Origin of the sequence: Neisseria sp. P0019.S002 (assembly GCF_051957155.1) — a bacterium.
Classification (GTDB): Bacteria; Pseudomonadota; Gammaproteobacteria; order Burkholderiales; family Neisseriaceae; genus Neisseria; species Neisseria perflava.
Genome location: NZ_JBQCWS010000004.1, coordinates 142,950 through 155,556, shown reverse-complemented (window position 1 = coordinate 155,556; position 12,607 = coordinate 142,950). Strand labels below are relative to the sequence as shown.

Sequence of the window (12,607 nt, the reverse complement as noted above, 5' to 3'; positions counted from 1 at the left end):
ATCATATTTTTGGATAAATGTCTTTTAAATTTCTATTAATATGAAAATTAAACTTATAATTTAACTGAAGACTAAAAATAGGGCGAAAATGCATAAACATCAACCTCTTATATCCATTATTATTCCATGCTATAACTCAGCTATTTACATCAAGGAAACTTTATCAAGTATTTATCACCAGTCTTATCAAAACTTTGAAATTATAGCTATTGATGATGGATCAAACGACAATACCTTAGAAATTCTATATGAAGAAGCAAAAAAAGAATCTAGATTAAAAGTACTTTCACAAGAAAATACTTACTGCGTTAAAGCTCGTATTCATGCTATTCAACATGCCCGTGGTGATTATCTTGTTTGTCTAGATTCAGATGATCTTTTGGGAATAGACTATTTGAAAGTATGTGTAGATGCAGCTGAAGCTGATAAGAAATTAGCAATTGTATATACCGATGCCTTTCTTTTTGGTGCGAGAAATGAACCATGGAAGTTACCTAAATTTGCCTTACCAGACTTTTTACTGCAAAACTGCATCTATATTACTGCCTTAATCCGAAAAAAAGATTACGATGCAGTGGGTGGCTTTGATAGCAACATGACTTTTATTGAAGATTGGGAACTGTTTATTTCCATCATTAAAAATGGTGGAAAAGTCAAACGGATTCATCAGCCTTTATTTTACTACCGACAACGACTCGACGAATCATCAGTGAGTAATTTAGCCTCTGATATAAAAGTCTCAGACAACCTACTAAAAATTTATAATAAACACTATGATTTTTACAAAGAAAACGGGATTTTCCTACAACTTTTAACTTCATACACACTAAAACAATATGAATTAAAACGAAAAAAATATAACAATCCTTTGAGAAAATATTTTTATAAATGGTTTAACCCCAGAAGATATCAAAAAATCCAACCCTACTTGGAATAGTAACAAATGAAACGAATATTAAAAAAAATATTTCATACTTGGAAAATACAACGTCAGCTTCAAGCAAATTATCACTTTATTTCAAGTAATCCTTATATATATAAGTCAGAAAACTATCCAGATAGTTTTCTAAGTAAGGTTATTAAGCAAACAACATTCATAATTGACAAGAATCCCGTTCCTAGAAAAATTTACACTTTTTGGACTGGTAACAATCCTATGTCAGAATCCCGTCAATCGCATTTTGAGCTTCTGAAACTAGTTGCAGGAGTAGAAGTGGTATTGATTACTCCAAATAATTTATCAGAATATATTTTACCTGAGTATCCACTGCACCACGCATTTAAATACTTATCCTTAGTACATAAAGCTGATTATCTACGTTGCTATTTTATGCATCATTACGGTGGAGGTTATAGTGATATTAAAGCTGCTCAATACAATTGGAGTCCTGTTTTTGACACTTTAGATTGTAGTAATGCATATTTTATTGGCTATCCTGAGATTAAAGTAGAAGACTTAGCACCTGTTGAAGGCAAGATTGGCGAAGATATGCAATGTTACTTTAGTATCATAGCTGGAAATGGCGCCTATATTTTTCGCAAACAAACCCCTTTTACTCAAGAATGGTATAACGAACTATTAAATAGAATGGATAATTACGCTGAGCAACTGGAGAATAATCCTGGTAACGTTCTAGGCAATAACCCTGGATACCCTATCCCTTGGACAAATATATTAGGAGATATATTTCACCCTTTATGCTTGAAATATACTGATAAAATTCTCCTTGATAATACTTTACGTCCAAATTTGGAAAACTATCGTTAAATTAATAGCGTGGTTAACATCTAAACATTTAATTACTATTTATACAGCATGTAATATAAATAGTATCAAAAGGAAACAACATGAGTACACAAGATTTGAGCGGCAAAATCGCTTTGGTAACCGGCGCTTCTCGCGGTATTGGTGCAGCGATTGCCGATACTTTGGCTGCGGCCGGTGCAAAAGTTATCGGTACAGCCACCAGTGAGAGCGGTGCGGCTGCAATCGGAGAACGCTTGGCACAATGGGGCGGCGAAGGCCGTGCATTGAATTCTGCCGAACCTGAAACCATCGAAAATCTGATTGCCGACATCGAAAAAGAATTCGGCAAACTGGATATTCTGGTCAACAACGCCGGTATTACCCGTGACAACCTCCTGATGCGCATGAAAGAGGAAGAGTGGGATGACATCATGCAGGTTAACCTCAAATCCGTGTTCCGCGCCTCCAAAGCCGTATTGCGCGGCATGATGAAACTGCGTGCCGGCCGCATCATCAACATCACATCCGTTGTCGGCGTGATGGGCAATGCCGGCCAAACCAACTATGCGGCTGCAAAAGCAGGCTTAATCGGCTTCTCCAAATCTATGGCGCGTGAAGTCGGCAGTCGCGGCATTACCGTCAACTGCGTCGCCCCCGGCTTTATCGACACCGATATGACCCGCGCCCTGCCGGAAGAAACCCGCAAGACCTTTGAAGCGCAAACTTCTTTGGGCAAATTCGGTGAAGCGCAAGATATTGCCGATGCAGTCTTGTTCTTGGCTTCTGATCAGGCAAAATACATTACCGGTCAGACACTTCATGTCAACGGCGGCATGTTGATGCCTTAAACCGTTTGTTTATTTAAAGGCCGTCTGAATATTTCAGACGGCCCTTTTTGTCAATCAAAACACTACTTTACATTCTATCTTGATATAATCTTAATAATCCGTTAGATAACGCTCGAAACAGTAAGTCCAAATAAGCATGATACGGGAAATCAAATTGCAGAAATGAAGTTCATTCTGTGCGTTTTTATTTGGGTTTGCTGTCAGTTTTCGACGTGTTTCAGACGGCCTATATAACAATAGCTACTTTTAACGAAAGGCCGCCCACTCTATGCACGAATTCTCCCTCGGTCCCATTGTCATTGTCCTGTTGGTCTCCGTCATTACGGTTATCTGCTGTCGCAAATTCAACATTCCTTCCATGCTCGGTTATCTTTTGGTCGGTTTTATTGCCGGTCCGGGTATGTTCAAACTGATTCCGCAAAGCCATGCTACCGACTATTTGGGCGAAATCGGCATTGTGTTCTTGATGTTCAGCATCGGTCTCGAATTCTCCCTGCCCAAACTCAAAGCCATGCGCCGCCTCGTATTCGGCTTGGGCGGTTTGCAAGTCATCATCACCATGCTCTCGATTATGGGCATTTTGATAGCAATGGGCACGCCGTTTAACTGGGCGTTTGCCACTGCGGGCGCACTGACCATGTCGTCCACCGCCATTGTCAGCCGCATTCTGTCGGAGAAAACCGAGCTGGGTCAGCCGCATGGTCAAATGGCCATGGGTGTTTTGCTGATGCAAGATATTGCCGTTGTACCGCTGATGATTCTGATTCCGGCACTTGCCGGCGGTAGCGAAGGCAACTTGTGGGTAGAGCTGGGCTTGGCCGGTTTGAAAATGTTGCTGACCTTGGGCATTTTATTCGTTGTCGGCAGCCGTGTGATGTCGCGCTGGTTCAGACTGGTTGCCAAACGCAAATCGTCCGAACTATTCATGATCAACGTTTTGCTGGTTACTTTGGGCGTGGCCTATCTGACAGAGCTTGAAGGCCTGTCTATGGCATTGGGCGCATTCGTCGCCGGTATGTTGCTTTCCGAAACCGAATACCGTATTCAGGTAGAAGACGACATCCGTCCATTCCGCGACATCCTACTGGGCTTCTTCTTCATTACCGTCGGTATGAAGCTCGATATTCAGGCGCTGATCGGCAACTGGCAGCAAATCCTGATTTTGTTGGCAATCCTGTTGGTCTTGAAAGCACTGGTCGTCTTCATCATCGCTTTGCGCATGAAAAACCCTACGAGCGACAGCCTCAAAAGTGCGCTTTATTTGGCGCAAGGCGGCGAGTTCGGTTTCGTGATGCTGGCTATTTCCAGCAAAATCAATATGGTTTCGCCCGAATTGGAACAAGCGGCCACTGCTGCCGTCTTGCTTTCCATGATTGCCGCTCCATTTATCTTGGGCAGCAGCGATGCCATCGTCAGCCGCTTCGTTAAATCCGACTGGGACATGAAAGCCTTGGACTTGCACTCCATGTTGGTGGAAACCATGAGCAAATCCGAACACGTCCTGATTATCGGTTTCGGACGCGGCGGTCAATCGGTTGCCCGTGTATTGGCGCAAGAAGGCATCCCCTACTTTGCCCTTGACTTGGATATTGCCCGCGTACAAGTGGCACGCAACGCAGGCGAGCCGGTTTCCTTTGGCGATGCCAAACGCCGTGAAGTCTTGGAAGCCGCTGGCTTGGGACGCGCCAAAATGGTGGTCATCACACTGAACAATATGCACGAGACCCAACATGTTCTCGGCAACATCATGTCCATGCATCCGAGCATGCCGGTTTATGTTCGAGCCACCAATGACGATTACGTCAAAACCTTTACCGAAATGGGTGCGGAAGAAACCGTCTCCGATACCAAAGAAACCAGCCTGGTGCTGGCAAGCTATGCCATGTTGGGCCACGGCCTTTCCTACAACCATGTTTATCAAACCATAACCCACATCCGTCACAGCCGCTATGCATCTTTGCAAGACTTGTTTGTCGGCAGTGATGATGACAGCTTCTCCGATGAAGACAGCAAGGCCGTCTGCCGCCATGCCTTCCCATTGCAAGGCGAGGCACATGCCATCGGCAAAACCATCCGTGAATTGCCATTGGCAGCGCATTATCTGAAACTATTGTTTATCCGCCGCAATACCGGGAAAATCCAAGACCTTGACCCTGATTTCGTTCTGGAAACCGGCGACATTTTGGTTGTTGCAGGCAAGCAGGAAGAAATTATTTCCTTTGAAAACTGGTGTTTGCAGGGAGATATCTAATTATCAGCAAATAAATCTTGCGCGCATCAGGATTTTTTGGTTTAATAGCGTCTTCGCAATTTTGCGCATGGGTGATTAGCTCAGTTGGTAGAGCGTCTGCCTTACAAGCAGAATGTCGGCGGTTCGACTCCGTCATCACCCACCAAGTTTATTTTTCATTGTCTTTGACAGTGAATGCGCGGTGGTAGCTCAGTTGGTTAGAGTACCGGCCTGTCACGCCGGGGGTCGCGGGTTCGAGCCCCGTCCGCCGCGCCATTATTTAAAAATACTGATTCTTCAGTATCTCCCTTTTTCGGGTGATTAGCTCAGTTGGTAGAGCGTCTGCCTTACAAGCAGAATGTCGGCGGTTCGACTCCGTCATCACCCACCACTTTCCTTTTCATTGTCTTTGACAATGGATGCGCGGTGGTAGCTCAGTTGGTTAGAGTACCGGCCTGTCACGCCGGGGGTCGCGGGTTCGAGCCCCGTCCGCCGCGCCATCAAGTTAAAAATAAAAAATACCGGTTTTTACCGGTATTTTTTCGTCTGCACCCTATGCCTTTTTATAAAAAATCCAGCTATTTAAATAATATAAACAGGACAACACAATAAAGCAGACATATGGTTTAAATCCTGAAAGACCATCCATCTCAAGCGGATTCACACCAAACGCTTATTCATCCAATCCCTAAATCATCTTCCAAAATAGACATAGATACTTACCTCCCCTTCTTACACAAAGGCCGTCTGAAAACGTCAATACATTTTCAGACGGCCTTTTTTAGCTTATCAAGCCTGATACCTAATCATGCAGGAGGCCTTAGCATCAATCCAATGATCTCCTCCCGGCTGAACAATTTTAGACACCAGCTTATCCAAGTCGCGTAAATAATCGGTCGATTTTTGGCTGTTGATAATAACGACAACCAGTAACGGCTTTTCGCCCAACCAATACCCAGCCAACGCGCGGACATCTTTAAGCGTACCGGTTTTGAGGCGCAGGTTTTCACCTGGCTGCTTCAAGCGTGTTTTAAGCGTGCCGTCTTTACCGGCAATCGGCAGCGTACTGATAAACTCGTTTTTAAACGGGCTGAAGTAGGCTTTTTCCAACATTTGCGCCATCATTCGCGCATTAAGCCGTTCTACGCGGGACAGGCCTGAGCCGTTTTCCAACACCAGCCCTTCCGTATTGATACCGGCAACCGCCAGCTCGCTTTTTACGATAGAAGCGGCCTTAGTCTGCGCCAGCTTGTAATCAGACATATTTCCGGCAAATTTAAGGAAAACCGAACGGGCAATCAGATTATTAGAATGCTTGTTCATATCGGTGAGGATATCGGTAAGCGGTTTGGATTGATGGCTTGCCAACACATATGCATCATGAGGCGCAACACCTGTCGTCAGGCTGTCTGAAACTGTACCGTCTTGTTGGCGCCATTGGTTGACAAAACTTTTGCCGACATATTCTTTCATGCTGTACATATTCAGATACAGCTCTTTGCCCAAGCAGCTTTCCGGCAGCTTGCCCGATACGGTCAGCGTATTGTTTTTATAGGAAGTCTTCATGTGGTTTTTTAAAACACTGCACTTCCCTTCTTTATTCTCAAGCGTCAATTTGTTTTGAATGTTCAGATTCGGCAGCGGCGGATTGGTACGGATGACTAAGCTTCCGTCTTCTTCTTTTTCAGCACGCAGTTCAACGGTTTTATACGCCAACATATTAGGATCAGGCGGTGTCATAAAGCTTTCGGCAGAATCGGAAGCAAAATCATCCGGATTCTTCACATCGCCCCACAAGCTGCGGTCGAGTATCAGATGTCCGTCAATATGGCGTATGCCCTTATCGCGCATCTGTTGCTGCATTTGCACCAAATCATGTTGGTCAAACACAGGATCGCCGCTCCCCACCCAATACACATTGCCTTTTAGCGTATCGCCTTTGATTGGGCCGTTGGTTTTAAACTCGGTTTTCCAACGATAATCGCCGCCCAACATACGAAACGCGGTAAACGCCGTTACCAGCTTCATGGTCGAAGCAGGATTACGCAATTCATCGGCACGGTGTTCGGCAATCACTTTGCCGCTGTCCAATTCCTGCACATAAACAGAAATCTCATTTTCAGGGATACGCCCGAAATCCAAAGCCCATGACGGACAAACCGCCATCATCAGGCCGATTGATAAAATACATTTTAACTTCATTGTGTTACAAAATCTTATAAATTCTTACGAGGTGCTTAGGCCGTCTGAACGTTTCAGACGGCCTTTTTCTTTATTTCTGATGCGCTTTCAAACGTAAAGCAAACATGACGACCACAACACCGACAACCAAAGCGCAACCCATCGCCAAATGGATACCGTCCAACATTGCCTGTTGCGGCATATCTGCGCTGGAAAGTTTCTCACCGATATTGGTCGCACCAACAAAAAACGCCACGCCGATGGCACCGGCAATCGGATTAATGGTGGTCAGAATCGCCGCACCGTGCGGATTGAGCGTTTTCGGCAACGCATTCAGACCATGGGTTTCGCCGGTTACACAAGCTGACACGGAAAGCGCCAACAGCGTAAACATCGCCGTCAACATCACCACTTGCGTATCAATCCGCAAAAACAGCCACAATACCGCCAGTGACACCACCAGCATCACTGTTGCAGGTAAGATGACGAAGCGGCCGCCCTTTTTGTCCAACAATTTGCCGAACAACGGCGCGGCAACCGCTTGGGCAATACTGGCAGGCATCAGGATCAGGCCGGTTGCCGTACCGGTCAGCATCAACACTTGCTGCGTGTACATCGGCACCATCAGCTCCAAGCCCAAGAACAGGAATACCGCACCGGCCAAAATCACAACGCAATATCTGAACTGTTTGTATTCAAACGCACGAAGGTTCAACAACGGCGTAGCCAAACGGAACTGACGGTGCGCAAACCAACCCACCAGCACAATGGAAGCGGCAAAGAGCAGGATAAATTCCACCAGCGGCATATGGGCAAAATTACTGCTCGCATAAACCAGCCCGCCGAAGCCTGCAATCGACAGCACAGCCGACAACATATCGATTTTCGGACGGCTGATGTTACTCAAATTGACCGTCAAATATTTACCCACCAGCACCATTGCCGCCAACATAAACGGCGCGGTAAAGCCGAACAGCACGCGCCAATGCGTATGGTCGATGATGATGCCCGACAGCGTAGGCCCCATTGCAGGCGCGGCGGTAAACATCATGGTAATCACACCCATCGCCGTTCCGCGCCTGTTGGGAGGGAAAATCGACAACACGCCGTTAAACAGAAGCGGGACAAAAAACGCGGCAGACACTGCCTGCACCATCCGACCGACCACCAATACGCCAAACGTCGGTGCAAACGCGCAAATCAGCGATCCTGCTAAAAACGTTGCCTGCGTAAACAGCACCATTTTGCGCGTTTCAAACCATTGAATCACGCCTGCCGTAATCGGCGTAAATGCCCCCATGACCAGCAAAAAGCCCGTTGTCAGCCATTGAACCGTGGTCTTATCGACACCAAAATCTTTCATAATCGGCGTAAGCGCGACATTCAGCAGCGTGTCGTTGAGATAGCCGAAAAATGCGCCGATGAATAAGGTGGCGACAATGGTTTTAGCTGGAAAGTCGGGATTGTCGGCATAGTATTCGTGTGCCGTTGCGTCCTCTTGCGAATCAGAAGCGTGCATAATAATTTGAAATATCAGCGAAACCGTTATTTTAGCATAAACCATTTTGACAGGCCGTCTGAAACCTTGACCGCTTCCACAGATAACACTAAAATTTAGAATTGTTTTCATTTTTATTATTAAACAGGAGAAAAACATGTCAAAGAAAGTCAGCATCTTGGTCGGCAGTCTGCGTAAAGGCTCGTTTGCACGAAAAATCGCACAAAACGTCATTCCCATGTTCCCCGAAGGCTACGAAGCGCAAATCGTCGAAATCGGCCATTTACCTTTATACAACTTCGACTACGACGATCCTGCCGTTACCGACTTCCCCACTCCATCCAGCTATACCGAGTTCCGTGAAACCATCAAAGCCTCTGCCGGCGTATTGTTCGTGACTTCCGAAAACAACCGTACCGTCCCCGCCTGCCTGAAAAACGCCATCGACATCGGTTCCAAACCCAATGCCGATGTTGCCTGGAAAAAAACACCTGCCGGCATCATCAGTCATTCTGTCGGCAAAATGGGCGGTTATAGCGCGCAAAAAAATCTGCGCCTTGCCCTTTCGTATTTCGATATGCCATTGACCGGCCAGCCGGAAGTATTCCTCGGCAACTCGCCTACCCTGTTTGACGACAACGGCCAGCTCATCGAATCCGCACGCGGATTTGTTCAAGGCTATATCGGCCAATTGGTTGCCTTGATTGAGAAAAACCCTAAATAATCGGGATTGAAGCATACAGGCCGTCTGAAAAACGAAATTTCAGACGGCCTCATCTTTTGCAAAAAATCAGTTTTTCAACCCTTCCTAAATTTTTACTAATTGAGTGCAGGTATAATCACTATCCACCCATCCTCTGGAGAACTTCCATGCGCGTATTATTGGTTGAAGACGATGCCATGATTGCCCAAGCCGTCAGTGCCAACCTGAAAGACACCGGCTACGCTGTCGATTGGGTCAACCGCGGTTCGGAAGTTGCCGCAGCAGTGGCGGCGCAAGCATACGATTTGCTGCTCTTGGATTTGGGCTTGCCCGGCAAAGACGGTTTGGACGTATTGGCGCAAATCCGCAACGACGGCTGTACCGTTCCCGTCTTAATCGTGACCGCACGCGACGATTTGCACAGCCGCCTCAACGGCCTGGACGGCGGCGCAGACGACTACATCGTCAAACCTTTCGACATGGCGGAACTGCAAGCCCGTATGCGCGCCGTATTGCGCCGACACGGCGGACAGGCGCAAACGCTGCTGAGCAACGGCATCATCACACTCAACCCTTCCACCCATCAGGCAGAAGTGGTCGGGCAGGAACAGGCCATCATGCTCAGCAACAAAGAATTTGCCGTCCTCCAAGCCCTGCTGCTGCGTCCGGGCATGATTCTGTCACGCAGCGATTTGGAAGACAAAATTTACGGCTGGGGTGAAGAAGTCGAAAGCAACGCCGTTGACTTCCTGATTCACGCCTTACGCAAAAAACTCGGCAAAGAAGCGATTCAAAACGTCCGCGGGGTCGGCTGGCTGGTTGCACAAAACAACCAGGCCGTCTGAAAAACCACAACAATATCAACATACAAACCATGCAACGCCTTATCCACACCATCAAACAATCCCTGCAAGTCAAGATCAGCCTCGCCCTGATCTGCATGCTCCTGCCCCTCTCCATTCTTGCAGGCATATTTTCATATTACGATACTTATCACGAGACCCAAGAGGTTCAAGACGACCTGTTGCGCCAAGTCGCGAACTATCTCGACCCGAGCGATGCCGATGACGAGAATCATTCGCTCGACAACGACAACAAAATTTCCGTTCAATTTCCCAATACGCCCAACCCCATTGTCAGCCTGCCTGAGAAGATTTCAGACGGCCTGCACACCATTCAGGCCGATGACGACGACGATTACTACCGCGTTTATACCCGCACCACCAAGCAAGGCCGCATCGCCGTCATGCAGGAAAGCGACTACCGCGAAGAGCTGGCCGAAATGGCCGCCGTGCAGAGCATCCTCCCCACGCTCCTCGCCCTGCCCCTGATTATCCTGCTCACCGTCTGGATTACCCACCGCGCCATGCGTTCCGTCAAAACCCTGTCCAACGATTTGGAACAGCGCAAAATCAACGACCTCTCGCCGATGGACACGCAAAACATTCCCAGCGAAATCCAAGGCTTTGTCGTCGCCATCAACAACCTGTTGCAACGTACCGACGAAAACGTCCGCCAACAGCAACGCTTTATCGCCGATGCCGCACATGAATTGCGCAGCCCCATGACCGCCCTTTCCCTTCAGGCAGAGCGGCTCAACAATATGCAACTGTCCGCCGAAGCGCGCGAGCAGTCCGCCCTGTTGCAACAAAGCATACAGCGCAACCGCCATCTGCTCGAGCAACTCCTTTCCCTCGCACGCGCCCAAGCACCCGAAACCCAACGCCCTAGAACCTTGATCAGCCTGCAAAACCAGTTCCGCCGTGTCTTGCAGGAACTCATGCCGCTGGCGCTGGCCAAAGGTCAAGACATCGGCGTCGCCGTTGAAAACGACTGCCAAATCCACGCCGACGACACTGAAATCTACACCCTCATCAAAACCTTTACCGACAACGCCATCCGCTACACCCCCAAAGGCGGCCGCATCGATTTGGGCTTTGACGAAACCGCCGAATACCTCAACATCTGGGTGGAAGACGACGGCCCCGGCATTCCCCCAAGCGAACGCCAACGCGTTATCGACCCCTTCTACCGTATTCTCGGTACCGAACAACAAGGCACCGGCTTGGGGCTTTCCATCGCAAACACCATTGTCAAACACCATCAAGGCCGTCTGAAACTGGCCGACAGCCGACGCTTTGACAGCGGCTTGTTGATTATCGCCGAGTTGGATAAAAAGACGCTTTAAATGATTGACCCGCCCAAATTGGTTTATCTAACTTTAAGCCGATGAATCAAAACGCTTAAAAAACTAAAGGCCGTCTGAAAATGACTTTCAGACGGCCTTTTTATATTTTAAAGCAAACCTCATTCATTCTTCACAAATACGGCTGCAAGGTTTGGCGGAGGATTTCCATATCGGTAATTTCGGTAATATTGGCTTTGCCCAAGTATTCCAAGCCGACAAAACGCATGATGCCGCTGCTGACTTTTTTGTCGTGGCTCATGTGTTCAATCCATTTTTCAAAGGAGAAAACAGGCGGTGCAGACGGGAGGGAGGCGGCTTCCATTAAAGCGGCAATGCGGTCGGTATCGGCTTGTTGGGTTTTGCCCAAAATTTGCGACAAACGAGAAGCGAGGACGCAACCGGCGGCAACGGCTTCGCCGTGCAGCCATACGCCGTAGCCCATTTCGGCTTCGATGGCATGGCCGAAAGTGTGGCCGAGATTAAGCCATGCGCGGATGCCCTGCTCAGTTTCGTCTTGGGCAACAATATCGGCCTTCATTTGGCAGCAATGGTAAACGGCTTCCGCCATTTTTTCTTGATGTTGCGCCATCAGGTCAGCCATATTTTCTTCCAACCAAGCAAAAAATTCGGCATCGCCCAATGCGCCGTATTTGATGACTTCGGCCATGCCTGCGGAAAGTTCGCGTTGCGGCAGCGTTTGCAAAGCGGTCAAATCGGCCAGAACAGCTTGCGGCTGGTAGAACGCGCCAATCATGTTTTTACCGAGCGGATGGTTGATAGCGGTTTTACCGCCGACCGAGGAATCAACCTGGCTGAGCAAGGTGGTCGGCACTTGAATAAAAGGTGCGCCACGCTGATAAGTTGCTGCGGCGAAACCGACCATATCGCCTATCACGCCGCCGCCCAAAGCGATTAAAGTGGTTTTGCGTTCGGCACGGTTTTGCATCAGGCCATCGTAAATCAGGTTGAGCGTCTGCCAGTTTTTATATTCTTCGCCGTCGGGAAGGATGATGCTGAAATGCGGCACGCCCACTCTGTCTAAGGCCGTCTGAAGCTGCTTGAGATAAAGCGGCGCAACGGTTTCGTTGGTAATGATGGCTGCTTTTTTACCTAGATAGGGCTGAAGCAGCGTATCTGCCTGCTCAATCAGCTTATGCCCGATAAAGATGGGGTATTGATGGGACGGGGTTTGGACAGTCAGTGTGCGCATAG

General features: G+C 47.8%; 10 protein-coding genes and 4 tRNA genes. 11 read left to right on the top strand and 3 right to left on the bottom strand.

Annotated elements, in window-relative coordinates:
* Positions 1 to 88: 88 nt before the first annotated feature.
* From ACTHTY_RS07910 to ACTHTY_RS07875, 8 genes are all read left to right on the top strand, one after another.
* Positions 89 to 937 (top strand): glycosyltransferase family 2 protein, encoded by an 849-nt coding sequence (locus tag ACTHTY_RS07910; RefSeq protein WP_440367144.1) that lies wholly within the window; start codon positions 89 to 91, stop codon positions 935 to 937.
* 6 nt (positions 938 to 943) lie between these two features.
* The gene (locus ACTHTY_RS07905) at positions 944 to 1,768 is read left to right on the top strand and encodes a capsular polysaccharide synthesis protein (protein ID WP_371509988.1); all 825 of its coding nucleotides are present in this window, start codon (positions 944 to 946) and stop codon (positions 1,766 to 1,768) included.
* Between the two features lie 80 nt (positions 1,769 to 1,848).
* Positions 1,849 to 2,595, top strand: a complete 747-nt coding sequence (gene fabG / locus ACTHTY_RS07900; protein WP_107857372.1) for a 3-oxoacyl-ACP reductase FabG — start codon at positions 1,849 to 1,851, stop codon at positions 2,593 to 2,595.
* A 268-nt stretch (positions 2,596 to 2,863) separates the two neighbouring features.
* The gene (locus tag ACTHTY_RS07895) at positions 2,864 to 4,846 is read left to right on the top strand and encodes a cation:proton antiporter domain-containing protein (RefSeq protein WP_440367142.1); all 1,983 of its coding nucleotides are present in this window, start codon (positions 2,864 to 2,866) and stop codon (positions 4,844 to 4,846) included.
* Positions 4,847 to 4,915: 69 nt separating this feature from the next.
* Positions 4,916 to 4,991 (top strand) — tRNA-Val (locus ACTHTY_RS07890).
* A 33-nt stretch (positions 4,992 to 5,024) separates the two neighbouring features.
* Positions 5,025 to 5,101, top strand: a tRNA-Asp gene (locus ACTHTY_RS07885).
* 39 nt (positions 5,102 to 5,140) lie between these two features.
* Positions 5,141 to 5,216 (top strand) — tRNA-Val (locus ACTHTY_RS07880).
* Between the two features lie 32 nt (positions 5,217 to 5,248).
* Positions 5,249 to 5,325: transfer RNA gene (locus ACTHTY_RS07875), tRNA-Asp, on the top strand.
* A 289-nt stretch (positions 5,326 to 5,614) separates the two neighbouring features.
* Here ACTHTY_RS07875 and dacB read toward each other — a convergent pair.
* Both dacB and ACTHTY_RS07865 read right to left on the bottom strand, forming a co-directional pair.
* Positions 5,615 to 7,027: a D-alanyl-D-alanine carboxypeptidase/D-alanyl-D-alanine endopeptidase gene (gene dacB / locus ACTHTY_RS07870; RefSeq protein WP_440367141.1), complete on the bottom strand. Its 1,413-nt coding sequence runs from the start codon at positions 7,025 to 7,027 to the stop codon at positions 5,615 to 5,617.
* A 70-nt stretch (positions 7,028 to 7,097) separates the two neighbouring features.
* Positions 7,098 to 8,525, bottom strand: a complete 1,428-nt coding sequence (locus ACTHTY_RS07865) for an MFS transporter (RefSeq protein WP_440367140.1) — start codon at positions 8,523 to 8,525, stop codon at positions 7,098 to 7,100.
* A gap of 136 nt (positions 8,526 to 8,661) precedes the next feature.
* On the opposite strand from ACTHTY_RS07865, the gene ACTHTY_RS07860 reads away from it, so the two are divergent.
* The 3 genes from ACTHTY_RS07860 to ACTHTY_RS07850 all read left to right on the top strand — a co-directional run bounded on the left by ACTHTY_RS07860 (position 8,662) and on the right by ACTHTY_RS07850 (position 11,395).
* A complete protein-coding gene (locus ACTHTY_RS07860; RefSeq protein ID WP_440367139.1) occupies positions 8,662 to 9,228 on the top strand; it encodes an NADPH-dependent FMN reductase in 567 nt (188 codons plus the stop codon).
* 146 nt (positions 9,229 to 9,374) lie between these two features.
* Positions 9,375 to 10,052 (top strand): response regulator, encoded by a 678-nt coding sequence (locus ACTHTY_RS07855; protein WP_440367137.1) that lies wholly within the window; start codon positions 9,375 to 9,377, stop codon positions 10,050 to 10,052.
* A 29-nt stretch (positions 10,053 to 10,081) separates the two neighbouring features.
* Complete coding sequence (locus tag ACTHTY_RS07850) at positions 10,082 to 11,395, top strand: ATP-binding protein (RefSeq protein WP_440367136.1); 1,314 nt, start codon at positions 10,082 to 10,084, stop codon at positions 11,393 to 11,395.
* 130 nt (positions 11,396 to 11,525) lie between these two features.
* On the opposite strand, the gene aroB is transcribed toward ACTHTY_RS07850, so the two are convergent.
* A complete protein-coding gene (aroB, locus tag ACTHTY_RS07845; RefSeq protein WP_440367134.1) occupies positions 11,526 to 12,605 on the bottom strand; it encodes a 3-dehydroquinate synthase in 1,080 nt (359 codons plus the stop codon).
* Positions 12,606 to 12,607 lie beyond the last annotated feature (2 nt).